At 49.8% G+C, this 26,039-nt stretch carries 24 protein-coding genes and 1 tRNA gene; 12 read left to right on the forward strand and 13 right to left on the reverse strand.

The window, feature by feature from the left end:
• The first annotated feature begins 8 nt into the window (after nucleotides 1-8).
• From rfbD to EML15_RS09485, 4 genes are all read left to right on the forward strand, one after another.
• Nucleotides 9-1,454, forward strand: a complete 1,446-nt coding sequence (gene rfbD / locus EML15_RS09470) for a dTDP-4-dehydrorhamnose reductase (RefSeq protein WP_246858267.1) — start codon at nucleotides 9-11, stop codon at nucleotides 1,452-1,454.
• A complete protein-coding gene (rfbA, locus tag EML15_RS09475; protein ID WP_144275204.1) occupies nucleotides 1,455-2,315 on the forward strand; it encodes a glucose-1-phosphate thymidylyltransferase RfbA in 861 nt (286 codons plus the stop codon). It abuts the gene before it with no gap.
• Between the two features lie 84 nt (nucleotides 2,316-2,399).
• Nucleotides 2,400-3,311, forward strand: a complete 912-nt coding sequence (locus EML15_RS09480) for a thioredoxin domain-containing protein (RefSeq protein WP_144275202.1) — start codon at nucleotides 2,400-2,402, stop codon at nucleotides 3,309-3,311.
• Nucleotides 3,312-3,331: 20 nt separating this feature from the next.
• Nucleotides 3,332-4,168, forward strand: coding sequence for a cytochrome c biogenesis CcdA family protein (locus tag EML15_RS09485; protein ID WP_144275200.1), 837 nt, complete (start codon nucleotides 3,332-3,334; stop codon nucleotides 4,166-4,168).
• A gap of 165 nt (nucleotides 4,169-4,333) precedes the next feature.
• On the opposite strand, the gene EML15_RS09490 is transcribed toward EML15_RS09485, so the two are convergent.
• The 4 genes from EML15_RS09490 to EML15_RS09505 all read right to left on the reverse strand — a co-directional run bounded on the left by EML15_RS09490 (nucleotide 4,334) and on the right by EML15_RS09505 (nucleotide 8,197).
• Nucleotides 4,334-4,492, reverse strand: coding sequence for a hypothetical protein (locus EML15_RS09490; protein ID WP_185967235.1), 159 nt, complete (start codon nucleotides 4,490-4,492; stop codon nucleotides 4,334-4,336).
• 277 nt (nucleotides 4,493-4,769) lie between these two features.
• The gene (locus EML15_RS09495; protein ID WP_185967234.1) at nucleotides 4,770-6,368 is read right to left on the reverse strand and encodes a DHA2 family efflux MFS transporter permease subunit; all 1,599 of its coding nucleotides are present in this window, start codon (nucleotides 6,366-6,368) and stop codon (nucleotides 4,770-4,772) included.
• 156 nt (nucleotides 6,369-6,524) lie between these two features.
• Entirely contained in the window at nucleotides 6,525-7,163 is a 639-nt protein-coding gene (locus EML15_RS09500) for a response regulator transcription factor (RefSeq protein WP_144275198.1), read from the reverse strand.
• Entirely contained in the window at nucleotides 7,160-8,197 is a 1,038-nt protein-coding gene (locus EML15_RS09505; protein ID WP_144275196.1) for a sensor histidine kinase, read from the reverse strand. Before EML15_RS09505 ends, EML15_RS09500 begins: the two co-directional genes overlap by 4 nt.
• 113 nt (nucleotides 8,198-8,310) lie before the next feature.
• Here EML15_RS09505 and EML15_RS09510 point away from each other — a divergent pair, with 113 nt between their 5' ends.
• The 7 genes from EML15_RS09510 to EML15_RS09535 all read left to right on the forward strand — a co-directional run bounded on the left by EML15_RS09510 (nucleotide 8,311) and on the right by EML15_RS09535 (nucleotide 14,016).
• Nucleotides 8,311-9,240 carry an ABC transporter permease gene (locus EML15_RS09510; protein WP_144275194.1) on the forward strand — a complete coding sequence of 310 codons (930 nt, stop codon included), beginning with the start codon at nucleotides 8,311-8,313 and terminating at the stop codon, nucleotides 9,238-9,240.
• Nucleotides 9,234-10,007 carry an ATP-binding cassette domain-containing protein gene (locus EML15_RS09515; RefSeq protein ID WP_144275192.1) on the forward strand — a complete coding sequence of 258 codons (774 nt, stop codon included), beginning with the start codon at nucleotides 9,234-9,236 and terminating at the stop codon, nucleotides 10,005-10,007. The genes EML15_RS09510 and EML15_RS09515 overlap by 7 nt, the downstream gene beginning before the upstream one ends.
• A gap of 23 nt (nucleotides 10,008-10,030) precedes the next feature.
• Nucleotides 10,031-10,858, forward strand: a complete 828-nt coding sequence (locus tag EML15_RS10160; RefSeq protein WP_255456008.1) for an MFS transporter — start codon at nucleotides 10,031-10,033, stop codon at nucleotides 10,856-10,858.
• A gap of 190 nt (nucleotides 10,859-11,048) precedes the next feature.
• Nucleotides 11,049-11,504 carry a hypothetical protein gene (locus EML15_RS10165; RefSeq protein ID WP_246858244.1) on the forward strand — a complete coding sequence of 152 codons (456 nt, stop codon included), beginning with the start codon at nucleotides 11,049-11,051 and terminating at the stop codon, nucleotides 11,502-11,504.
• A 66-nt stretch (nucleotides 11,505-11,570) separates the two neighbouring features.
• The gene (locus EML15_RS09525; protein WP_144275190.1) at nucleotides 11,571-12,251 is read left to right on the forward strand and encodes an NAD(P)H-binding protein; all 681 of its coding nucleotides are present in this window, start codon (nucleotides 11,571-11,573) and stop codon (nucleotides 12,249-12,251) included.
• Nucleotides 12,252-12,408: 157 nt separating this feature from the next.
• Entirely contained in the window at nucleotides 12,409-13,425 is a 1,017-nt protein-coding gene (locus EML15_RS09530) for an iron-siderophore ABC transporter substrate-binding protein (RefSeq protein WP_144275188.1), read from the forward strand.
• A 261-nt stretch (nucleotides 13,426-13,686) separates the two neighbouring features.
• Nucleotides 13,687-14,016 (forward strand): hypothetical protein, encoded by a 330-nt coding sequence (locus EML15_RS09535; RefSeq protein WP_185967233.1) that lies wholly within the window; start codon nucleotides 13,687-13,689, stop codon nucleotides 14,014-14,016.
• A gap of 151 nt (nucleotides 14,017-14,167) precedes the next feature.
• Here EML15_RS09535 and EML15_RS09540 read toward each other — a convergent pair whose 3' ends face one another.
• The 8 genes from EML15_RS09540 to EML15_RS09575 form a co-directional block, all read right to left on the reverse strand.
• Nucleotides 14,168-14,911, reverse strand: a complete 744-nt coding sequence (locus tag EML15_RS09540) for an ABC transporter permease (RefSeq protein WP_144275184.1) — start codon at nucleotides 14,909-14,911, stop codon at nucleotides 14,168-14,170.
• A gap of 6 nt (nucleotides 14,912-14,917) precedes the next feature.
• Entirely contained in the window at nucleotides 14,918-15,646 is a 729-nt protein-coding gene (locus tag EML15_RS09545; RefSeq protein ID WP_144275182.1) for a hypothetical protein, read from the reverse strand.
• Nucleotides 15,647-15,650: 4 nt separating this feature from the next.
• Nucleotides 15,651-16,565: an ABC transporter ATP-binding protein gene (locus EML15_RS09550; RefSeq protein ID WP_144275180.1), complete on the reverse strand. Its 915-nt coding sequence runs from the start codon at nucleotides 16,563-16,565 to the stop codon at nucleotides 15,651-15,653.
• Between the two features lie 525 nt (nucleotides 16,566-17,090).
• Nucleotides 17,091-17,297, reverse strand: a complete 207-nt coding sequence (locus EML15_RS09555) for a hypothetical protein (protein WP_144275178.1) — start codon at nucleotides 17,295-17,297, stop codon at nucleotides 17,091-17,093.
• Between the two features lie 113 nt (nucleotides 17,298-17,410).
• A complete protein-coding gene (locus EML15_RS09560; protein WP_246858245.1) occupies nucleotides 17,411-19,006 on the reverse strand; it encodes an MDR family MFS transporter in 1,596 nt (531 codons plus the stop codon).
• A gap of 57 nt (nucleotides 19,007-19,063) precedes the next feature.
• The gene (locus tag EML15_RS09565; RefSeq protein WP_144275176.1) at nucleotides 19,064-19,570 is read right to left on the reverse strand and encodes an EXLDI protein; all 507 of its coding nucleotides are present in this window, start codon (nucleotides 19,568-19,570) and stop codon (nucleotides 19,064-19,066) included.
• 220 nt (nucleotides 19,571-19,790) lie between these two features.
• Nucleotides 19,791-19,863 (reverse strand) — tRNA-Thr (locus EML15_RS09570).
• An 84-nt stretch (nucleotides 19,864-19,947) separates the two neighbouring features.
• On the reverse strand, nucleotides 19,948-21,171 hold the full coding sequence (locus EML15_RS09575) for a DNA polymerase III subunit delta' (protein WP_255456007.1): 1,224 nt from the start codon (nucleotides 21,169-21,171) through the stop codon (nucleotides 19,948-19,950).
• 102 nt (nucleotides 21,172-21,273) lie between these two features.
• Between EML15_RS09575 and EML15_RS09580 the strand changes: the two genes are divergently transcribed.
• A complete protein-coding gene (locus tag EML15_RS09580) occupies nucleotides 21,274-22,800 on the forward strand; it encodes an adenylate/guanylate cyclase domain-containing protein (RefSeq protein ID WP_144275174.1) in 1,527 nt (508 codons plus the stop codon).
• Nucleotides 22,801-22,833: 33 nt separating this feature from the next.
• On the opposite strand, the gene topA is transcribed toward EML15_RS09580, so the two are convergent.
• Nucleotides 22,834-25,740 (reverse strand): type I DNA topoisomerase, encoded by a 2,907-nt coding sequence (gene topA / locus EML15_RS09585; protein WP_144275172.1) that lies wholly within the window; start codon nucleotides 25,738-25,740, stop codon nucleotides 22,834-22,836.
• Between the last annotated feature and the right edge of the window lie 299 nt (nucleotides 25,741-26,039).

Genomic DNA, 26,039 nt, shown 5'->3' on the forward strand with positions numbered 1-26,039 from the left:
ATACACCTATGGTGTTTTCTGCACCTTTGGGCGCGCACTATGTGTCCGAGATCGACGGCTTAATGATTTTCCAGCTCAGTGTGCATGGAGATCACCGAGGCTGGTTTAAGGAAAATTGGCAACGCGAAAAGCAGCTCAAACTGGGATTACCCGATTTTTCTCCGGTACAAAATAACATCTCCTATAACGCCCAGGCGGGAGTAACCCGTGGGTTGCACGCCGAGCCGTGGGATAAGTACATTTCCGTTGCTTCGGGGAAAGTCTTTGGTGTGTGGTGCGATTTACGCCCCCACTCGCCTACGTATAAACAGGTCTATAGCACCATCATCACCCCAGATAAGAGCGTTTTTGTACCGCGTGGGGTCGCCAATGGATTCCAGGCTCTAGAACCTACTACGTACACATACTTGGTTAATGAGCATTGGTCCCCCGAGGCCTCTTATGCCTTTGTCAATATCGCTGACCCCGCTTTGGGCATCGACTTTCCCATCCCTCTTGAGCAGGCAGAACTTTCCGAAAAAGATCGTCATCATCCTTTGCTTGCCGACGCCCAACCAGTGCCAGAACAAAAGATCCTGGTATTAGGGGCAGGTGGACAACTTGGTAGCGCGCTCAAGGACGTACTGCCGCAGGCGGAATATCTCAGCCGAGAAGAATTGGACATCAGCCATGCAGCAGAGGTGGATTGGCCTTGGAGTCAGTACCACACCATTATCAATGCAGCTGCTTATACCAATGTCGATGCGGCACAGCAGGAAGTGGCACAGGCGTGGCAGAGCAATGCCCATGCCGTTGCGACACTCAGCGAAATCGCGCGGCACTATCGCATTACCTTGGTGCATATCTCTAGCGATTATGTCTTTGACGGTAGCGTCGAAAGCCATGATGAGGAAGAACTGCCCAGCCCGCTCAATGTATATGGCCAGTCCAAGGCGGCAGGCGATTTAGCTGCGAGTTTATGCCCGAAGCATTATATTGTGCGCACGAGTTGGGTGGTGGGTAATGCGAAAAACTTTGTGAGCACGATGGCAGAGTTGGCGCTGGCTGGAAAAACAGTACACGTGGTCGATGATCAGTATGGCCGTCCGACTTTTACCCACGATTTAGCTGCAGGCATTGCACACCTATTGCGCTCAAAGGCACCTTATGGAGTGTATAACCTGAGCAACTCTGGCGAGATCACCACATGGTATGAGTTAGCGCAGCGTACCTTTGCTGCGGTGAGTCGGAAAACTGGGGGCTGCGATGGAACTGTGCAGCCAATTAGCACTGCTCGGTATTGCGTCGATAAGCCTGGTTATGCACCGCGACCGAGCCATTCCGCCTTGGATCTGCGTAAGATTCGCGGCACGGGTTTTACGCCTCGCTCTTGGCAAGAGGGATTAGAGGACTATCTTGAGCAGTATATGCAACAAGCACAAGCATTAGCTCGTGTGGCTAAGGAGGAACACTAAGTGAAAGGCATTATTCTTGCTGGTGGATCTGGTACCCGGCTGCACCCAATTACTCAAGGCATCTCAAAACAACTCATGCCGATTTATGACAAGCCCATGATCTACTATCCGCTCACCACGCTTATTCAGGCTGGTATCCGCGATATTCTCATTATCACTACCCCACAGGATCAACAGCATTTTATTCGTTTGCTTAGCGACGGCTCCGCATGGGGATTGTCGCTCAGCTATGCTATTCAGCCTCAGCCTGACGGTTTGGCGCAGGCATTCTTGATTGGTGAGCATTTCATTGGCGACGAGAGCGTGGCGTTGGTGCTGGGCGATAATATCTTCTACGGCTCGCAATTTTCTGCCACTCTCGCAGGATGCCATGAGCCAGAAGGCGGCATTGTCTTTGCCTATGAGGTTGCAGATCCGCAGCGTTATGGTGTGGTGGAGTTTGACGATCGCGGTAGAGCATTATCTATTGAAGAAAAGCCCTCAATGCCAAAGTCGCACTATGCAGTGGTAGGGCTATATTTTTATGACAATACTGTGGTTGATATTGCACGTGATATTCGCCCGTCGCCGCGTGGTGAATTAGAGATCACTCATGTTAATGACGTGTATTTGCAGCGTAAGCAGCTAGAGGTAAAGCGATTGCACCGTGGTGATGTGTGGCTAGACACGGGAACTTTCGATTCTATGAGTGAAGCATCGAGCTACGTGGAGGTCATCCAAAAACGTACTGGAATTGTTATCGGATCACCTGAAGTTGCTGCTTATGAGGCGGGTTTTATTGATGCCGAGCAAGTCAATCGCCTAGCGCAACCTTTGTTGAAGTCTGGTTATGGGCAGTACCTACTCGCGGCGCTGTCATGATTTCCGTTAGTATCTATTGCGTAGGAAAAAATAAGAAATAGCTGAGAAATATACTCAGGGATATTTTTAAGGAAAAAGCACTTTATGGCTCAGGAAAAAGCACAACAGAAACCGCACCTTACCCCAGCACTATGGGCACTGATTATCTCGCTGATTGTCTTGGCTGGCACTGCAGGTTTCTTGGGAGGGCGTGCGAGTGTCACCACAGCTGACACACAAGCTGCTCAGAACTTGGCTCAAACCGACAAGAAATCCACCAGCAAAACCGCTGGGAAGAAACCTAAAGCCGGTACTCAAAAGCAAAGCACCAACCCGAAAGACCTAGACCCATTCATCTATGGTCCTGGTGGGGAACCAAGCCCAGAAAATGTTACAGCTGTCCACCGACGCAACCCAGAGGATCCTTTCGCAATCGGTCCTGTGGATGCTCCCGTAGTTATTTCTGAGTTCTCTGACTTTGAGTGCCCATTCTGCTCTACCTTTGCCAACCAAGTGCTGCCAGAAATCATTGACACATATGTCGATGCTGGGCTAGTACGCATTGAGTGGAATGACACTCCGGTCAATGGTCCTAATGCCATTGCTGCTGCTAAAGCAGGGCGTGCCGCAGCTGCTCAAGGCAAGTTCAATGAGTTCGCCAAGGCGTACTATACTGCATCAAAGAATATCAATGGGCACCCTAATTTCACCCAAGCCGACTTCGAGCGTTTTGCACAAACCGCCAAGGTAGCCGACATGGATAAGTTCCGCACCCAAGCCACTGACAGCACTTTCGACGAAGTGGTCGAAGAAGCAAAGAATTACGCTACTGCCATCGGAGTCAGCGGCACTCCTTCCTTCTTGATTGGCGAACAATTCCTCGTCGGTGCGCAAAAAGCAGAAACATTCATGGAGATTATTGAGCAGCAACTTGAGCAGGCTGCAGATAAGCAAACCACAGGCAAGAGCGCTGAGAAGAGCACCGACAAAAGCACCGAGAAAAAGAAAAACAAGTAAGAATAGGTGAAGAGTTAGCTGTGACTGATATTGGAATGTTCAGTGCTTTTCTTGGCGGTGTACTAACCCTCATCAGCCCCTGCTCAGCACTGCTCCTACCAGGATTTTTCGCCTACGCGTTCCAAGGATTAACCGGACTACTCGCCAGAACCTGTGTGTTCTTCCTTGGACTATGCACAGTGCTGATTCCTATCGGCATTGGTGCAGGAACATTCGGCGCTTTCTTTGCCCAACACAAAACCCAGCTCATCAGCATCGGCGGTGTGGTAATGATCGTGCTAGGACTTATCACATTCTTTGGCGGTGGTTTTACGCTCCCCGGTCTATCCAGCCTGGCACAAAAAACCCAGCAACGTGGTACCAGCTGGATCACCACTTTTCTGCTCGGCATGGTCTATGGGTTCTCTGGTTTTTGCGCAGGACCATTACTTGGTGCAGTGCTCACCACTGCTGTTATAGGCGGCAATAGTCTCTATGGCGCACTCGTCCTCGTGTGCTATGCCTTGGGAATGTGCGCGCCACTGTTTGTACTTTCCTGGATCTGGCAGCGGTTCGACGTCGGCTCCTTGGCATGGTTACGTGGCAAAACCATTACTGTGGGTAAAATGCAGCTCAACTCCATCAGCATGATCTCAGGCGCTATGTTCATTGTGGTTGGTTGCTTGTTCTTTTTCACTCATGCAACCGCTACGCTACCGAGCATAATCAGCACCGACACCCAATTTGAGATTCAACAGTGGGTTGCCGAGATCGGTGAAAAGATAAACAACGTCACGGTGGTGTTCGGAATAGCACTCTTGGCTGTGATTATTTTTGGAATTCGCGTGTTCAAGGAAAGCAAACAGTCTGAGAAATAAAACTTAACCACCAGCACAATAACAAACGTTTGATCGGTGGTACAGGCTTACAGACAAATATCTAGCAAAATCTTGCCAAAACCATTGCGCAGCAGTATTGAGTTGTTTATTATTGAAGTTGAACCCTAGGGAATGGCAGTTCCCTAAGGCGGATGAGTTGCCTCTCTAGTTAAAAAGTTCCTCCAAGAACTTAACTAGAGCAGTAACAAACTTCAGGACTCCAGTCGCTAGTTGTATCTTTTCCAATTTGCTAGCGTTGGAGTCTTTTCTGTTGTCACTGGTAACAGGCTCCTCACCATGTGGTTCCTCACCTTTAGTAGCCATGATTGGCTCCTCTCGGCTTGTGCTTTCCCCTGGCGAACAGGGGCGGGTGATTCAACCCAAGCGAGGAGCTGCGAACCCGCCCGCCAGAGAAGGAATAAAAGATAATTCACCGCTAGTTAGTTTATCAAAAATAATTATGTAGACAATAGTGATTGTTGACCCCAAAAGCACAAGAGATCAACCAAAAACGTATAACATCCCCCATAGCTGCGCTATCAGCTTTCTATAGCATGAGTAAAGGGATGGTGCTATTTAACACCACCCCTTTTAGCGTCTCCTAATGCATAGCCGACGCCTGCTGGTTTCCAGTGGAAGGAACTTCGATTTTCAGAGCAATAATTGCTAGTGCCAAAATCGCAGAAACAACCACACCAAACCAGAACGCGACCTCAATACCGTGCCCCACAATATCCGCGGTGATCTTCGCCATCTGCTCCGCAGCAGGACCAGCTGCCGCACCAGCATCACCAGCAGGCGCACCATGCCCACCACCAGAAGGAGCAGCCACATCACCAAGCCCCAAAGACTTAGCATGCTGAGAGGAACCATAAGTCATCACAGCAACAAAAATTGCAGTACCAGCACCACCAGCAACCTGCTGGAACGTATTAAGAATAGCCTGACCATGAGACGCCAACCGATCCGGAACAGCAGCCAAAGCATTAGACATCAACGGCGTGAGCATAAAACCAACACTCATATTCAGCAAAATAGCCAAAATAATTAAATGAACCAGAGCACCCTTATCCCCCAAGCCCTCAAACCAGCTCTGCGTACGCGACACATTCGCAAAACCCAACATAGACAAAAACAACACAATCGCACCAGGAATAATCAACGGACGCGCACCACGCTGATCATACAAACGCCCCACCACAGGCCCCATCACAGCCATAATCAAACCACCAGGTAAACTCACCAAACCAGTAGCCTTCTGAGACATACCCAACACATTCTGCGCATACAACGGCATCAAAATAATAAAACCGAAAAGCATCGAAAAAGCCACAAGCATGAACACCATAGACAGCACATACTCACGGGATGACAGCGGAGCAAGGTTCAACAACGGCGCCTTACCCGTTGATTGTTCATTGTGAGCCATGACCAGTTGGCGTCGGAAAAAGACAAAAAGAACAGCCAAACCAATAACCATGAACGCAACACGATCCCACGGAACACCATGAGGCAACTCAGACATACCCGCAATTCCATACAACGTTACGGAAAAGCCCACAGCGGACAACATCACGGACACAACATCCAGATACGGGCGAGTTGGCTCCTCAAAATTACGCACCTGCACAGCACCAACAACAAGAGCAACCAGCACCAGCGGGATCACCAAACCGAAAATCCAACGCCACCCCAAAGACTCCAAAACAATGCCAGAAAAAGTAGGGCCAAGCGCCGGTGCCGCAGCAATAACCACAGTCACCAAACCGAAGACTGAACCACGGCGTTCAACAGGAACCAGGCGCATAATCGTCGTCATCAGCAAAGGCATCACCAACGCAGTACCTGTCGCCTGAACCACACGCGCCACCAGCAACACAGCGAAATTAGGAGCAACCACCGCAATCGCCGTACCGATAAGAAAAGAAACCAATGCAGCGATATAAATGCTGCGCAGGGTAAAACGCTGCATGATGAAACCCGTCATGGGGATCACCACGGCCATCGTCAGCATGAAAGCAGTGGTCAGCCACTGGGCCACAGACGCAGTGACATTAAACTCTTCCATCAAAACAGGCAACGCAACAGACAAAGTGGTTTCATTAAGAATCACCACAAAAGCCGCGGATACTAAAATGCCGATGAGTAAACCAACATTGACCTCTTTATTTCCAGAGTCTTGTTGCTGAGATTCAGACATGATTTTCCTAGTGCTTTCTATACGGTAAGTTTTCTGGGCAATCGCACAAACGGAAAAGTTCCCCTTTTCACAAAGTGTGATAATACGGAGAGACTCTCCTTTTTGCAAAAGATAGGAATAACCAGCTAAATCAGTCTCTTTGCCACACCAGCACCCCTAGATAATTCCACGTTCCCGCGCCACGGCAACGGCAGCTGTTCTGTTATTGACCCCTAACTTGTCAAAAACGTGCCCCATGTGGGTCTTGATGGTGGCTTCGGTCAGTACCAATTCACGCGCAATGGCTTTGTTGGATTTCCCCTCACTAGCAAGCCGTAGCACGTCTAGTTCACGGGCGGTGAGTTTTTCATAGGGGTTGGCAAGCCTTCCGATGACTTTGCCCATCACGGCAGAGCTCATCACAGTTTCTCCACGTGCTGCGCGTTGGATACCGTCTACTAATTGTTCGGGTCCGCAGTCTTTGAGTAGGTAGCCTACCGCTCCAGCGCTCATAGCACCCAGTACGTCGGAGTCTGTGCTGTAGTTGGTTACCACCAGCACCTGTGGTGGTGTGGGTAGGGCGCGTAGTTGGCGAGTTGCCCACACACCGTCGCCTTCGCTATCTCTGGGGGTTTCACCGAAGCGAAGATCCATGAGCACCACGTCTACTGGGTGTGTACTGCAGTATTCCACGGCGGCGCGGGCACTTCCCACGCTGGTGTGTACTTCTATGCTTGCGTGCGGGTGTGTGCTCAGCATAGCTTCGAGCCCTGCTCGGACCATGGGGTGATCATCGACGATGAGAATACTGGTCATGTTGGTATCTCCACTGATATGCCGCAACCGTGCCCTGGTTCTGATTCTATGGTCATTGTTCCTCCCAATGCGCGTGTTTTGCGTTGGATGGCTGCTAGTCCAACGGGCGAGAACTGGGTTGACACCACATCCATGCCACGCCCATTATCAACGACGTCCACCGTGAGCGTTTCTGGCTGGTAGGTCAGGGTCACGCGTGCTGCGGTGGCGTGAGAATGTTTGACCACATTAGACACTAAGGACTGGGTGATTCTTAAGATTTCCTGTTGTGTTTTTTGCGGTATGGTGCGGATTGTTCCATCGACGCTGAATTGGAGCTTTTCTCCCATAGGGGTCGTGTCCACTATTTGTTGTAGTGCGAAGGATAAATCTCCACGTTCAAGAGATGGGGGTTGTAGCGCTGCGATGATACGGCGTGTTTCTTCTAAGTTGTTCTCTGCGGTGTTTCTGGCCAGGCGTAGATCCTGCAGTATCTGTGGGTCTGTGAGTGTTTCCTCAGCTAAACGACGCTCCGCAGAGAACAATAGCATCTGGATAGACACGAGTCCTTGTGCCACAGTGTCATGTATTTCCCCTGCTAGGCGCATACGTTCAGCGGCGGCTGTTTCCCGGCGCAACATTCGGAATCCAATGCCTAGGCCGATGGCTACTACTGCCCCCATGACCGGGCCAATCACTCCACCGACTGTCCAGCCTTTGGAATACGCCAGTGCTCCAATGGCGATGATGGTTACCGCACTGACCGCAGGGATTGCGGCGCGCATGGGGAGGAAACGGATCAGCAAGAAAAATAGTGCGAAAGCAATAAATGCTGCGGTGGGTGCGCTCGCAAGGAGTACCGCCCAAGCTCCCACCACCAGTAGGAGCCATAACCCACGTGGACGCAGCCACATTCCCACAAGGTAGATGAAGCAGAAAGCTGCTAGAGCCCAGCTCATACCATCTTTCACCAGGGTCACTAACGCCAGTAGTGCTACGAGGAAATGGAGCCCATGCCCTAGGAATACCCATGCTCGATCCAGTTTGTTCACCATGATGTGTCCAGCCTATCTCAGGCATATGGTGGCTACCTCACCCAAAAGTATGAAAAGAAGAACACCCTTAGACCCGATGTGTGTATGTGCTGTGCGCACAAGAATGGGACAGCATGAAAGGTTTTCTATTCCAGGGGCTCGCTGAATTGCGCACGGCAAAGGCGAGAACAGCTCTGATTATTACAACCGTGCTCATGATTACTCTCATGGTGACTTTTTTGAGCAGCCTCGCGGCGGGCTTGAAGCACCAGTCTGTGTCTGCTCTTGAGGAGGAGCTATCCGGCGGCAAGGGGCTGGTGATTCGTGGCACAAGCTTGTCCAGTAGCCAGCTCAGTCAGGAGGATAAAAGCAACATTCTAGGCTCGAGTGGTCGTGTGCTATATCTGGCGCGCACTCCGGAGGGGATATATCTGTCCGACGCACACACCAGCGCAAACGCAAGCACAGATGCGGTCACGAACCTGGGCGGTGCTGACGGTAGAAACGCAAGCAATGCGGATAACACCGCACGCAGCACGGATCTGTTCCTGGATCATCAACCGGTCATCTGGGCGTCGGAGGAAGAGGTTGCGGCTATGCCGGGTGCGTCCAGCGTGGGAATTGTGGATAGCTCCTACCCTGATGCACTGCATGGGAAGGACGCTCTCAACACTTCGGGTTCCTATAAGGGCGAGCAGCAATCCCTTGGGTTGATGATTAACCTGCTGTATCTCATATCTGCACTGGTATTGGGTGCTTTCTTTGCTGTGTGGACGGTTCAGCGTTTACGCTCCGTTGCCATCACTGCGGCCCTTGGCGCATCTCGCACAATCATTATGTTCGACGCCCTCGGTCAAGCACTCATCGTCCTCGCGGTGGGGATCAGCATGGGGGCACTGATCACGCTGGGGGTTGGTTCCCTCATCGCCGCAATCCCCATTGTGCTCAGCACACGCACCATTGTCCTACCTGCATTGATCCTGCTTGCGGCAGGCGTGGTTGGTGCTGCGTTGTCCATCAAGCCTGTTCTTTCTATCAATCCACGGAGCGCACTATCATGCTAGATCTACACAACATCACCCTCGATATTCAGGATGGTTCCACCACCCGTCGCCTGCTAGATAATGTCAGTTTACGCATTGAGGACGGGGAGGTTGTTGGATTGACCGGCCCATCTGGTTCTGGAAAGTCCACCCTGTTGGCGGTAGCCGCTGGTTTGCAACAACCAACCGGTGGGCGTGCAGTGCTCAATGGTTCGCTTGAATTAGCAACACCGCACGCACGCAGCCGGGTTGGTCGCAATGTTAAGGCTGGTCACAGTAGCCTATCTAGCCGCAATTCTCGGGCTAATCACGCTAGTCGGTCTGGTGCCGCTCTTCGACGCCGCACCATCGGCATTGTATTCCAACAACCCAATCTCCTGCCGGCGCTAACTGCCAAAGAACAATTGCTGGTTATGCACCGATTAGAACACCCCTTCGGGCTCAGTCGGCGGCGGTGGCGTGACAGCTCACGTCGGGCGTCGGAATTATTAGCCAACGTTGGGCTGGCGGATAAAGAAAACGCGCGCGTCAGTGAACTATCCGGTGGGCAGCAAGCACGGGTGAACCTTGCGCGGGCGCTGATGAATGACCCTCAGCTCCTGCTGATTGATGAGCCAACCGCAGCCCTGGATACCCAAGCGGCCACGGCGGTAACGGATCTAATTATGGACATCGCCCACCAGCGGCGTATCCCCGTGCTGTATGTGTCCCATGACCAAGCTCAACTAGAGCGGGTTGATCGTGTAGAGACAATGGTGGACGGGCGAATGCTGCTGCCGGTGGGGTGAACTCTGGTTGAACGTCGAAAAGCGTGCAGAGCAAAGAGCAGCTTGTTATTGTAGAACAATACCGACACAACTTTGAGGGAAAATGTTTACTTTATTGCACCAGTAATTTCTCCGCCACAGGTCATGCGGGGTTTTCCAGCTATGGGCAAGCGCAACGCTCCTGCCCTGACTTGTTACGCCTGCATGATATGTGTTCTCGCAAAATATCCCTCATTGCTTTTGGAGAAATCATGCAAAAAGAAACACAAGCTACACAAAGTTTTTGGGCTACCGTTCGCCAAGAACACCCAGACTATATGCGCTGGTTCATCTCAGACACCATCAGTGCACTCGGCACAGCCCTTTGCTCTATCCCGCTGTCCCTAGCCAGCCTGCACATCACGCACGACCTCACCCGAGCAGGACTCGTCGCTGCCGCCACCTCCCTAGGCTCCATGCTCATGGTCATTCCATCAGGAATGATCATCGACCACTTCGACAAGAAGAAACTACTCCGTTGCTACGGAATCACACAGTTGAGCCTATGGTCACTATTCACACTCCTGCTCGCCACCCACGCGTTCACCACCCCAACACTGCTCCTCTTTGCCTTCTGCACCGGTATTACCAACGGCATCTTTGGAGGCTTAAACAACGCCATCCTGCGATTCATCATCACAGAAAACCTGTTTGTCCAAGCCCAAGGCAGAAACCAAACCCGCGACAGCACCATCTGGTTATGCGGCCTCCCACTCGGCGGACTCCTCTACAACATCTGCGCACCACTGCCCTTCCTCTGCCAAGCACTATCAGGACTCGCACCGCTATGGGCGGGCGTACGAATCACCACTTCTCTCGCCCCAACCCACTGACACCACACGCACAACATTGTGGGCCGATGTCAGATATTCACTGTCATGGATTTGGCGCTGGCGCATCATACGCACTAACTTCTGCGTCTCATTATTTTCTAATCTGGCGAACTTCTATCTCTTAGCAGCCATCGGACTCTGGTTAGCCTACCTCAACACCCCAGGATGGCTCATCGGTGTCACAACAGCCATGTTTACCATTGGGTTCATCGTCGGCGGTATCGTACAAGAAAAGCTCATCCGAATACTCCCAGGACGCAGCATTATTGCAGCTACATCACTATGGGAACTACTCTGGTACCTGTTCCTCGTGTGCTTTTCTACACACTGGGTTATTATCGCTATCACCGCTTTCTTTATCGTCATCCCCACAGTGGCACGTAATTCTTATAGCGGCAGCTACCTCATGCTCGCGTGCCCACCAGATAACATTGGAAAATGCTCCGCAGGCGCACGATTTATCATGGGAATCATGCCCATTCTCGCATCAGCAGGAGCCGGCATAATACTCTCGACGATTGGCTTTAGGCACAGTATGCTCCTATGCGCCGGGTGCGCCTTAATATCCTGGGTGCTTGCACTATCCCCCACACTTAAGACCATGCCGAAAGCAGACGATTTCGACAGCATCACCCCTTACCAGTGATTACTGCGGTCTAGGTTAGGCGTCGGCAAGCGTGCGTGTGTGCAGACTTAAGCGTAGGATCGGGGCATGAATCGCAACAAAAAAGTTCTCTACATCGGTGGACACGGAAAAATCGGATTACTCGCCACGAAAAAGATGACTGACACAGGTATCAATGTGCACTCACTTATCCGCAATCCAGACTATGTAGGGGATATCGAGGCGCTCGGCGCACACGCTGTACTCGCCGACATCACCGCACTCACCACAGAAGAATGGGCAGACCTACTCACCCAATACGACGATGTCGTGTGGGGCGCAGGCAATGGTGGACGCAGTGGCGTCGATGCAACATGGGCAGTGGATCGCGATGGAGCAATGAGCACAATAGACGCGCTGGAAAAACTCTCTGCTGAGGGGCGCCCCGTACCTCGGTACATCATGATCTCTTACCTCGGTTCCATGACGAACACCGCCGAAGAATCAACCGGCTCCTGGTATGCCTACGTAGAATCCAAAAAGGCAGTGGACCAGCGCCTCACGAACACATCATTGCCGCATATCATCCTTGGCCCCTCAACTCTCAGCGACGCCCCCGCAACCGGCATCACTATCTATGATGCGGACACTGCGGCACTACCTGATTCTCCCCTCACTTCTCGCGAACTCGTTGCTGATGTGGTGTGTGAAATCATCACCCGCAAAGATTTTCCGCAGAATAATCCCCTTGAATTCTTCGACGGGGAGCTCCCCGTCGCAAAGATTTAGGGATTAGCCAGGCATCATCCCAGCTTCCCGCTAAAAGACTTCCGACCCTAATGCGCTCAGTGGAATAGTGTGAACTCCACTGGGCAATACAAAAGCACTTTTGCGTCTATGAACAGACCTCACGTGGGTAATTGCTTATTATATTGATTGGAGAAAAATGAAAATTAAGAAAGCTCTAACCAGTACAGCTGTTGTTTTGGCACTGTGTGTAACCGTCGTTGGATGTTCTACGAATAAAGAGGAAACTAACTCTAGTAATGCCCAATCCAACCTGTCGGAACAGGGAGCTTTTCCCGTCACTATTGAGCATCGCTACGGTTCCACGGAAATTAAGGAAGCTCCACAGCGAGTGGTCTCATTGGGCTATACCGACCAGGATGCACTCCTGGCATTGGGTGTCACTCCTGTATCTGTGAAGTACTGGGATGGAATGACACCGGATGGCCAGGCTGCTGGAAACTGGTCGAAAGATAAGCTTAAAGGTGAGCAGCCCCGGATCGATAAGGATACTGAGATCAATGTTGAGGCTATTGCCAAAGACAATCCAGACCTTATTGTGGCAGTATATTCCGATCTCGACGAAGACACGTATAAGAAATTGTCAGAGATTGCTCCTGTCGTGGTGCAGAAAGGCGAGTATGAGGAATTACAGCAGCCCTGGGATGTCAGCACAGAGGAAATTGGGTATGCAGTGGGTAAGCCTGAGGAGGCTAAGCACCTAGTCCAACGGGTCAAAGAAAAATTTACTGAGCTTAGGCAGCGTCACCCCGAGTGGGCTGAAAAGGAATTGGGCGTGGCTACTATTGATGACGATAATTTAGCTGTCTTCTCAGAGGGAGATCCTCGAAGCCGTTTCTTCACTGATCTGGGTTTCAAGATCAATCCTGCTTATGCAACGATCACTAAAGGCAAGTTCTATGGTGAAGTGTCCAGGGAGAACGTTGACCAGGTTAATTCTGATGTGTTGATCTGGGATCAGCTTTCCTATTCTCCGAAGCAGAGTAAGGAATCTGTGACCAAGGATCCGATTGTGGGCAAGCTTCCAGCTGTCGAGCAGGGGCATAGTGTTTACTTGGAAGGCGACTTGGAGAAAGCCTTTGGATGGCAAACCGTTCTGAGCTTAGATTATCTGCTGGATAAGATCGAACAACCTTTGACTAACGCTGCGAAGTAAGGTGCTACGTTGTGTCTGCAAACCTCACTAACCTATGAGTCCCTGGCATATGAAGCACTATCTAGACCAATTAGCTAACCCAGAACGCCCGCACTCTCCGATCAGAAGATAGACACTATTGAGCAGCTACTAGACTCCTCTGACTATCACATCATCGACTACATCCCGTTTCATCCGCCCGCAGCCTCCTTCCTTGCTTTGGAGGAGTTCTGGGAAGAACAATACATACAAGAATTTGCCAACAAAATCGCTTTCATCTGCATGAATGTGCTGTACCAATGGCTCCCAGAACACACAATTATCCCCGACCAAGAAAACACCACTTTCATCGTCGGAACGCAGGAAAGAGAAGTTGAACCTCGTGATGTCTACAGCAAAATTCAACGCACAATCACAGAAATAAACGGCGGTAATTCACTGCTGCTTTTCTTCGAGCAACGGGAGTGCGTGATCCACATAAAATCAGGTTTCAGCGTAACTCTCTACGGGTTAAACGAACAGGAAACCTCCTTTATCCAACCCCTTGCAGCAGGTCAAGGGTTATATCTCAAATACTATAAGGACGGCATTTTTCAATTCCAGATAAAGTAACCTCGATACAACCAAGAAACCGAACTCGCAATAGAAGCACAATAGAAGAAGCACGACGCATTATCAAAGGTGAAATACCCGCAAAACCTGTGGCAGTGTCCGAGTTACTAGGCGACTCACTAGAACCGATAATGGGCAAACTATGGATACCTTAAGCACGTGCGTTACGATGCCGCAAAAGCCAAACACTCAGGCAAAGAAAGACAGCAGACTGCAAGATGGAAAAAAGGACACAACCAAGTCCATTTAACAGCAAGTTGCCTTGAATCTTAAAAGCAGCCGAGGATAAGGCGAGTGTATAGGTCCCGAGAGCTTGCGGGATAACAAACCGTAGAGACGCTAATGTCTCACCTGTAACAACCAAAAAACCGCTTGCACAGAGTAATACACTAATTCCAACAGGCCACGAAAAGTTTCGTGTCGCAAAAGAGAGAAATCCTTGAAAAGCAGCAAAGGGAGCTGCTATAGCAAAAACTAGACAATTCACTGCTAGAAAGCTGCCTACTTGAATACCATCAATACTTAGCGCAATGGCTACACCGAGAGTAAGCAGCATATACAAAAGATGCATAACTACAATTGCCAGATACGAAACAAAACCCTTGGCAACAAAAATCAGTGCCCCCGACCTGTAACAACTGGATATAAGATTCCAATTGCTCGTACGGAAATCAGCACTCCAGACTGTAGACACGATAACGGAAGAACCCACTGAAAAAAAGACGAGAGCGTAGAACAAACCTGTCTGAGAGCTATATGAATCCCATCCATTTGTTAATTGGTCGGTATTTCCCAAGAAATTTAAGGTACCTAAAACCACCGACAATAGTGGCACACACAGACAAACAATCCACAGGCGCGTACGCTTTATCTTCACCAACTCACTTGCAATCATTGCCCTCTATCTCCAGATCCGAACGCGTTGTACTAACAGTAACCAAATAGCAATCCCCACAAAAATAAAACCGCAAACCGGAAGATACTCAATACTCACAGGAACTACCGACCTACCTTCCTGCTTGAAGGGAAGAATCATCGCAAAATAGGCCCACGGTAAAATATGTTTCAAGGTAATGTCGACAAGAAAGCAAAACACAGCAATGAAAGCAGAAACTACACCAGATACGAGCGCAAAGATTTGCTTTTCGAGTGCACAAGCCACCAATAGAAAGAATGCATAAAACACCGTCAAAACGAACCAGAGCAACAGATGATAGACAAACCAACCATCCTGATTCCCGTGGATGCCATTGACCTTACTGATTACCGTAATTAATCCAGCTTGTACCACTACGGCAAGCAAAATTAGCATTGAACCAATAGCTGCTTTGATATGTAAAACATCAGAAATTTTTAACCCTGACATAGCATTTAGAATCCAGCCTCGGTGTTGGTATTCTATTTCGGCCTGACGCGAGGCCAAGCCTGAAGCAATAATAGGCCAGATAATGGCTGAGAAGAAAGCCTCCGAGACGAGTACCGACCCGAAACCATTAGCACCTACATCGGAAGATTGCCACAGTGAATAGGTCGATAGAACCGAAACTACAACTGCTCCAAGTAAAGCAATAACAAACAGCCTATTCGCTCGTGCCTTACCTAACTCAATAAAAAAATATTGTCCCAACATATACTTACCGCTCTGCTGTTAGACTCATGAAAATTTCTTCGAGCGATTCTCTTGAGCGAGTTACCTCAAGTATTTGTAGATCACTCGCAATAATCGTTTCGCACACTTTGGTGATGCCATGGTCAGGAATACCTGGCAATTCCACTCCTCCGCCTACCTGACTCGCAGATGGAAATAGTGAAAGACACTTTTCAACGTTGTCCACTCGAACAAATAGTGAAGGCGAGTGAGCGTTAAGCAACTGTGAACGGGATCCCTCAAAAATCAGTTTACCCTTATTCAAGATGCCAAAGTGAGTTGAGACTTTCTCAAGTTCAGATAAAATATGTGACGAAACCATAATGGTTGTGCCCTCATTCGCAGCCAGATGGGCAAGTAAGTCTCTCATCTCATCAATGCCATAAGGGTCTAAACCATTGGTTGGTTCGTCCAGTACCAGAAGTGCTGGACGACGACAGATAGCCAATGCAATCCCAAGACGCTGTTTCATACCCAAGGAATATTGACTAACCTTTTTATTCTTTGCCTGCCCTAATCCGACGATATCCAGTGCCCACTCGATATTTTCTCTTGGAAATCCTAAGAGACGGCGGACAACCTCAAGATTCTCGATTCCAGTTAAGTGAGAATAACCTGCAGGCTCCTCAATCATTCCACCCACTTTAAGCATGAAATCACGCCGATTGCGTGAAGTAAGGCGCTCACCAAATACCTCTACCTCACCCTTACTAGGTTGTACAAGTCCTAAAATAATCTTCATTGTCGTAGACTTGCCAGCACCATTAGGGCCAATGAAACCATACACCGCCCCTTTAGGTATTGTTAGTGATACGTCACTGAGAACCGTAGTCTTGCCGTAAGTCTTTGACAAATGCTCAACACTAATTACATTATCCATCTCGACACCCTGAATCCTCATCCGGCGAGTTGACCTTAACTTTCCATTGAAAAGTGGTCATCGTCAAAACTCTTTCTCTCGACCGATACAGACACACGATCAAGATACTTTTCCTACAAGGCTAGCTCCCTGCTTGGAGCAGAATGACAGCAAGAGATTCGTCCAAAATAGTGCAAAACTTTTTGACACGGGGACTATAAGTTTTCGTTGTCATTGAGCAATGACTCTACCCCCCCCCCACAAAAAAATGTCAATAGCTTTTTTGATTTTTCCTAAAAAATGTATAGAAATACCCTTATACTTACACCACAGTATTTATTCTCATTTCTCTCATTTCCGATGACACTAGATACCTATCGGTCATGACAAGCGCCTGAGTTTGCACTGCTATCTGCAACGCCTCCAGTATGACGTGAAAAAGTCGACCACACCAAGCATGGAACTGCCTTCCCCACCAAAGGCAAAGAAAGAATTTTAGAACCAGAAAGACAAACGAACGATGTGGAAATTAGATATTTCCTAGGAACAAAAACTAGGATTTTTCAGTTAATCATCCGATGATGACGATTTACGTCCCAATATCCAACCCACAGTCACAAATAGCCCTACTCCAATAAAGGGAATTCCCAAGAGCACTACTACCGTTCCTAGATCCACTCCCAAACTATGAAACAGTAGATAGCTCATAACACCAAGACCCCAGTACAAAAAAATTGCCGGGAGCCCGATATTACTTTGTATTCTTTCCAGCATATTAGGATCTCCATATCTGCCTAGCTAGATATGTGCTTGATTTCCAGCTCTTTCAACAACATCTTACTGTGGTATTCGATGATATTTCCATGTCAACAAACAAGATAAAAGTACTACGCCACCTCATGCTCCAGTTTCTGCGCCAAAGATTCTTCACGCAATGGCTCATGCTTAATAAACAGCGCAAGAATCAGGGAGAAAACAATCATCGGCAACAAAATCAGGAACACGGGCACAAGGGCGTCGTTATACGCACCAATAAACACACCATGCAACGGCTCCGGCATGGCGTGGACAGCGGCAGGCGTGACGTCGTTAGTATCAATCTGCCCACCCTGCATACTCGCAGCCTGCTCCGGCGGCATGGATGCCATAGCCTCCGGTAGGCGCTGCCCCAGCAGATCCTTCAGATTCCCGACGAACACCCCTCCAACCAAAGCGGATCCCAAAGACGCACCAATCTGGCGGAAGAAGTTATTAACTGCCGTAGCGGAACCCACAACCTCCATAGGCAGCGTATTCTGCACAATCAAAATAAATACCTGCATCTGCAAACCAATACCCACACCCAGCAGGAATAGCAGCGCACCAATATGCCACAGCGGAGTTTCCACCGTTAATTGATTGAACAAAACAAGGTCAATGATGATCAAAATGGAACCAACAATAGGGTAAATACGGTACCGGCCCGTTTTAGAAATCAAAGCACCGGAAATAATGGACAGGCCCATCAGGCCAACCATCATTGGGATCATCATAAATCCGGCCTGAGTGGCAGAAATGCCGGAAACCATTTGCATATACGTAGGCAGATAAGCCAACACACCAAACATGGCAATACCCAAAACCAAACCAGCGACGGTTGTTAAAGCAAAGTTTCGGTTCAGGAAGAAACTCAGCGGAATGAGTGGATCCTTAGCGCGAGATTCCACCACAACCAACAGGATAGACGCAACAATAGTGATGCCAATCAGCCACATAATCACCGGATCAGACCACTCATACTGGGAACCACCCCACGTAGTGAACAGGATCAAAGAAACCGTAGCAATAATGACAAAGAATGTGCCCAGGTAATCCCAGTGAAACTCTTGCTTCAGGCTAGGAATCTTCAGCACAACAATGGCAATAGCGATCGCCAGTGCGCCCAAAGGAAGATTCATCCAAAACGCCCAGCGCCAACCAATTCCTTCAGTAAACCAGCCACCAAGAAGTGGGCCAAGCACCGCAGATAACCCGAAAATGCCGCCCATCATACCCATGAAACGGCCACGTTCACGGGCGGGAATAATGTCAGCAACAATGGCTTGGGAAAGGATCATCAAACCACCGCCACCTATTCCTTGCACGGCACGGCCAGCAATGAGCATATCCATGGATTGCGCAATTCCACCCAAGATGGAGCCAATGAGGAAAATCACCAAAGCACTAATGAATAACTTTTTGCGGCCAATGAGGTCACCAAGTTTTCCATAAATAGGCAGCGTGACAGTTTCTCCCACCATATATGCGGTAATAACCCACATCATGTGGTCCACGCCGCCAAGTTCCCCAACAATAGTGGGCAGCGCGGTGGAGAAAATCATCTGGTCCAGGCTGGCAAGCAGCATGGATACCATCAGTGCCGCCATGACCCACCAGGCGCGTTTTATTTCCTCCGGGGTCATGGAGGATTCTCGTTTGGATTTTTTAGCTTTTTCAGCGGTCATTGTTGTTCTTTCTGTGTTTACTACCAGCAGGAGGCTACGACTTTTAATGTTTTGTTGTTAGATGTCCAGCACTTCGAAAGGTTTTGCTGAAAGTGCGGATTCACAACGCTCAGCTAGGTACTCATCCACCGACTGTAAACTTGCAATATCTGGATAAACAGCCAGAACTTTATCGCCTACCACCCAAAAGTCTCGCGACCATGTCTGAGGATTATCCCAGATACGGGAGCTCTCTTTGACCCAGTCGGGCAAGACCTTACGAGTTTTTGTTGCAACTGCAAGCTGCCCTTTTGCAGTTTCGTAGATTGTATCGATCTGAATACCCTCTTCCACTGGACGTTCGACGCGGGTTATTTCTAGACCATGAAACATCACCTTTCTTCGCACACCATTTTCATGAAGCGTCAGTTCTATCTTTTCATAACCTTTGGCTGCGTGACGTCGGTCGCTCACATAGTCTTGAAGTGCTTGAATAACAGCCGCCGAAACGCTTTCGGCATGCTGTGCAGCCTCCTCAAAAAGTTGCATATCTGCTTCTGAGACGTAAATGTTCTTGGTAGGCATACTTATAAGTATGCGCATACCTGCTTTGCCTGTCAACCAGAAAACACAATCGTGCCAGATACGCGAATAACGGCACTTGGACGATGTTGCCATCGAGTACCCACTACTTGCCCCTCAGCAACCCACACAATCCGACCCCACCCCGGAACAGCAAAAACGCCACCCTGAACACTTCCTAGCTGAGCCAGGAATCCTTGTAACCAGAGTGACGTTCTGACAGAGCCGCTTGCGAGAATCGAACTCGCGACCTTCTCATTACGAGTGAGATGCTCTACCGACTGAGCTAAAGCGGCACGGTATCCAACACAACATACCGAGGGATTACTCTACAATATGTCCACCCCAAGCAGCAAATATCACCTACTCCACAGAGCACACTAGGAAAGCCCTAAAGCAAGTCGTATTTTGCCAAGCATAGCGTCGAGAGCTGTTTCTGGACGCACATTAACAGAAATGTCCTGCCTACATTCCATAATCGCGTCAATGCACGCAGTGAGACTTTCACTACCAGCAGCACTCATCTCCTGAGACAACCCAAACATATCGGGGTGAATCAACTCCACCTCTCCCGCCTGCTGCCCACTATGCGCACCTTTAGCCGCACCACTAGCCAACATCAACGCATCTCGATATAGCCCCGCTAAATCCACCAAACCCAGATCGAGAGCATCTCGCAAAGCACGCGTTTTCCGTTTCTTCTGCACCGCTTCTAACTCTTTGAGCTGCGTCGTTGCCCCTCGAAGGGCTTTTTGCGCGCCTTTTCCTTTAGCGCCCATGCCCAAAGCAGTGCGGAGTTTTTCTAACTCCTGCTCATTTTCTTGCCCTAGGTCTTCGTCGACAGCCTTAGTAATGCGCTTGACAATATCACTAACAGCTAAAAAGGCTTGGTCACCATGCGACACTAATTCTGCAAGATTCAAGATACTCACGCGACGGCGTTGCGCCTGCTCATCATGCACTAATCGACGCGCACGCCCAATATGACTACCAGTGGCCACAGCCGCTAAATGCGCATGATTCTCAGGCACTCCCTCACCTATCAACAATTGTGCAACCTCCGCTGCAGTTGGCTGCGGAATATACACATGCCTACTGCGCGACACCAACGTCGGAATGACATCTTCCGGATCAGTAGACGGAGCACACAAAATAATAACAGCGTGCGCCGGCGGTTCCTCAAAAGTCTTCAAGAGCGCATTCGCTGCTTGATCATTAAGCCTGTCCGCATTATCGACGATCACCACTCGCCACGGCGCTACCATCGGTTTCGTTGCCACTGGTGCCACTATTTCCTCGCGCACCGTCTTGACCGAAACAATAAGTTCTCGCGGTTCCATAAAAAATACATCACCATGAGTACGAGCATGAACTGCCGTGCATTGCGCACATTGCCCACAACCAATAATGCTCGGGTGCTCGCACTCTAATGCAGCAGCAAATGCCAATGCCGCAGTAGAACGCCCAGAACCAGGGGAACCAGTGAACAACCACGAATGCGTCATCGCTGACCCCTGTTGTTTTTCTCGCGCTGCCTGAGCTGCTGCCCGCAATCGCACAGCAACGTGTTCGCTCACACCCCATTGGCTAAAAACATCATTCACGCTCTCCAGCCTACAAGCAACCTTGCTGCTATGGCACAGCGATACATAGTTTTTCAGCCACCGCTTTCCCAAAGCAGAGATTGGCTATTAAAGTAGTCAAATATGACCAGACTGTGGCGCGCACTCAAATGGCTTTTAGGAACCTCTTGGCCGCTCTATGCCGCTACCGTCATGGGAAGCAACGTACTAGCAGCCATTGCAGTGATGATGTTCCTGCGCTACCTCGTCCCCTTAGCGGAATTTCAAGAATTTCTCTCCGCACCTGGAATGTTGCGCACCATTGGCCCTGCATATCTCGTCGTTGCTGTTTTCCTAGGCATCGTCCTTACGTTTATGTTTTTCCGCCCGGTGCTTGACTGGCAACGCAACCCAGATAAACATGACCAAAACATGGTGCGCAATCTAGTTATGCGCATCCCTATTTACCAGTCTTTTCTGTGCGCTTTTATTTGGTTTATCGGCATTATTATTGTCACCATTGCCACGGCACAAACCTCAGGAAAACTAGCCCTCGTAGTTGCTATCGTCTCTGCTCTTGCTGGTGGCGTGGTCATGGTTCTCACATATCTGCAATCTGAGCACCTGATTCGCCCCTTGGCTGCCACTGCCTTAGCTCGTCGCTTTGAGGATTCTACCCTGGAGCCACCTATCGCCTATCGACTCCATCTGACGTGGGGGATTACTTCAGGAGTGCCAATTATCGGTATCTTGCTGATGTTTACTGGCCACGAAGCAGGCTATTTCACTGATGACATTCAAGACATCATGCCTGCTGTTATTGCCCTGTGTGTTACTGCCCTCATCACTGGTTTCTTGGGCACATATCTGGTGATTATGAGCGTCGTTGACCCCATTGTGGAATTACGCCGCGCCATTAACAAAGTGCGTCGTGGCGATACAGATGTCCAAGTAGATATTTACGATGGCTCCGAAATTGGTGTTCTCCAAGCAGGATTCAATGAAATGATGCGTGGCCTGCACGAACGCCAACGAGTGCGCGATATTTTTGGTCGTTATGTAGGCGTAGAAGTTGCCCGCCGAGCTTTAGAAGAACGCCCAGAACTTGGTGGTGAAGACCGTGAGGTCGCCGTCGTATTCATCGATGTTATTGGCTCCACTAATTTTGCGGTCAATCACGAACCCGAAGAGGTAGTAGAAGAACTCAATAAGTTCTTTGAGCGCGTCGTTAAGGTCGTGCACGAGCACAAAGGCATCATCAACAAGTTCCAAGGCGACGCAGCCCTAGCCGTATTCGGTGCTCCCATTTCGCTTTCCGACGCCACCAGCCACGCCTTGGCCACTGCCCGGGAAATGCGCCACGAGCTCAAAGATCTCCGACTCCAAGCTGGCATTGGCGTCGCAGCTGGTCACGTTGTTGCTGGTCATATTGGTGGGCATGATCGCTTTGAGTACACAGTCATTGGTGACGCGGTCAATACTGCAGCACGCTTAACAGAATTAGCCAAAGACGCCCCTGGGCGAGTCCTGACCAACGCAGCAACGCTGGCACAGGCAAATGAAGCAGAACAAGCCCGGTGGACGCTCATGAAATCCGTAGAGCTACGCGGTAGGAAAATGATGACGCAACTAGCACGCCCCATTCGCCCTACCTTGGCAGATCGCTCTTAACTAGCTCACCTAACTTACCGAGCACCTGGCCGCTTAGCGTTTCCTCGCCCCTGCTTTCACCACACGCTTTGTGGTTTTCTTTACTGCTTTCTTCTTCGTCGCCTTCTTCACCGGCTTGCCCTCGGCAGCCATTTTCGCCCGACGCTCAGAGAGCAATTCATTGGCGCGCGCGTCGGTAAGCGAAAGCGGATCATCACCACGACGAAGCGAAGCATTAACCTCGCCATCAGTGACATAAGGACCAAAGCGCCCGTCTTTCACACTCATCGGCTTACCAGACACGTCATTATCACCAAGATGTTTAAGTGCAGATGGAGTAGCACCACGCCCACGACGCTTCGGCTCAGCATAAATGCGACGCGCTTCGTCGAGAGTGATGGTGAAAATTTGCTCCTCACTACCCAAGGAACGCGAATCCGTGCCCTTTTTCAGATACGGCCCATAACGACCATTTTGCGCAGTAATCATCTGCTCATCGCTAGGGTCAATGCCTACTTCACGCGGCAAAGACATCAGCTGCAACGCCTCTTCTAGGGTGACCGTCGCTGGTTCCATGGAACTAAACAATGACGCAGTAGCCGGTTTAAGCGTATCTTCAATGATTTGGTTAATCCGCTTTTCTTTTTGCGCCGCTGCCGTCTTCGTCTCCCAATTCTTTGGGCGCTTGCCTTCTGCTGCACGCTGTGCGTCCTCTGCAGCGCGTTCTTCAGCAACGATTCGCTCAGCTTGAGCAGTGATTTTCTCGCGCTCATCCTCATTGACTAGCTCAGTCACATAAGGACCATAGCGACCTTCCTTAGCCACAATCATGCGATTATTCTGTGGGTTTCGTCCAAGCTCACGCCCTGATTGCGGAGTAGCAAAGAGTCGCTCTGCAAGCTCTTTATTAAGCTCATCTGGGGTAATTGTGTCGGAAAGGTTAGCGCGTTGATACTCTGGCTGCCCATCTTTGTGCCCAATCACACGCTCAATATAAGGACCATAGCGCCCGACGCGCACCACAACGGCACGCCCTTGGTCGTCGTCGAATAGCTTGAGGGAGTTGACCTCACGAGCATCGATGGACTCGAGGTTATCGCCAACAATTGCTTTGAGGCCGCCATCGCGCGCAATGGATTCTGCTGTGGCTCCTGACGCCTGGGCATCGCCAAAGTAGAAACCGCTTAACCAGTGGGTGCCATTTTCTCTACCTGCGGCAATGTCGTCGAGTTCATCTTCCATTGAGGAGGTGAAATCATAATCCACAAGTGAGGCAAAACTTTTCTCCAAAAGTCCCACTACTGCAAATGCTACCCAGCTTGGCACCAGGGCATTGCCACGGGAGTAGACATAGCCACGATCCTGGATAGTTTTAATAATCGACGCGTAGGTGGATGGACGACCAATGCCTAAGTCTTCCATTTTCTTCACCAATGATGCCTCGGTGTAGCGAGCAGGTGGGTTAGTAGAATGTCCATCGGCTTCGATTGCGTCCACGCCAATAGGATCACCTTTGGTAAGTTGCGGTAAATGGCGCTCTGCATTATCAGCCACATCCCGACCATCGGATAATCTGCTGGTTTCCACATAGGCACGCAAGAATCCCTGGAAACTAATGGTACGACCAGTGGTGGCAAACTCTACTTCAGAACCATCGATAGCAGCACCAGCCAGAGTTACTTTCATGGAAGTGCCTTTTGCATCTGCCATTTGAGAGGCAACAGTGCGCTGCCAGATTAATTCGTAGAGCTTAAACTCTTCTGCATCAAGCTGAGAGCGTAATTGATCTGGAGTCATAAAAGACTCACCAGCTGGGCGAATCGCCTCGTGCGCTTCCTGAGAGTTCTTTACTTTACGGTCGTAGCGTCGCGGACTATCTGCCACATATTCTTTGCCATACAGCGATACTGCCTGCTCCCGAGCAGCCTTGAGCCCCTGCTCAGACAAGGTAGTGGAGTCGGTACGCATATAGGTGATATGACCATTTTCGTAGAGTCGCTGTGCAATACGCATGGTGCGCTCAGAGGTAAAGTGCAACTTTCGCCCTGCCTCTTGTTGCAGCGTAGAGGTCATAAAAGGCGCATAAGGCTTGCGAGTATAGGGTTTTTCCTCCACTGCAGCTACTGTCATCGGTTGACCTTCAAGAGCAGCAGCTAACTCTTGCGCACGCTGAGCATTGATGCGCACCACATTGCCCTGTAATTCACCTTTGTCGGTGAAATCTCGCCCGGTAGCAACCCGACGCTTATCGACGCTGACCAAACGACCACTAAACGTGGTGGGTTCAGCCGCACTCGTTTGGGCTTTGCCGGTATTGAATTGAGCAGTTAAATCCCAATAATCAGCTGAAACGAACGCCATGCGCTCTCGTTCCCGCTCGACAATCACACGAGTGGCTACCGACTGCACCCGGCCAGCAGAAAGCCGTGGCATAACCTTCTTCCACAGCACAGGTGAGACTTCATAACCATAGAGCCGATCCAGAATACGCCGAGTCTCTTGAGCGTCGACAAGATTTTCATCTAGATCGCGCGTATTTTGCGCAGCGGCAAGAATCGCAGGCTTGGTGATCTCATTAAAAACCATACGACGAACTGGGACTTTTGGCTTTAACACCTCGAGTAGATGCCACGCAATTGCTTCCCCCTCACGGTCGGGGTCAGTTGCCAGCAAAAGCTCATCTACCTGCTTGAGTTTGGCTTTAAGATCCGTTACTTTCTTTTTCTTCTCTGGGCTAACCACATAGAGCGGCTTAAAGTTATCTTCTGTATTGACCCCTAAGCGTGCCCAGGGTTCTTTTTTGTATTTGGTGGGCACATCAGCTGCACCGCGTGGCAGATCACGAATATGCCCCACTGACGCCTCGACGATATAGTCCGATCCGAGGTAGGGCGCAATTTTCTTGGCTTTCGTTGCAGACTCAACGATAACGAGGCTCTTGGTGCCTTTGCCATCTGCCATGAAAGATACAACCTCACTTCAGTGTTTAATGATGTTCTAGCAATAATCAATAATTATGTAATTTTGTTTCTTATTGCCTCAATAGTACGGTGCACCTATGCACTTTTACCTAAAAAAGCAGCATATAAGCTATTTTATTCTGCTCGGGTAATCGCACATTTGATACATTCGCTACCTTAGCTGCACTATCGGCTGCATGACCACAGATCATGACACCAGATAGCGCAAAACCCAGAAAATTAACACATGGGCAGAAAATTAAGGTCGTTTTCTTTACCACTGGGTTAATTGCCTGGGGT

Source organism: Corynebacterium sp. sy017, assembly GCF_017918135.1.
Taxonomy (GTDB): domain Bacteria; phylum Actinomycetota; class Actinomycetes; order Mycobacteriales; family Mycobacteriaceae; genus Corynebacterium.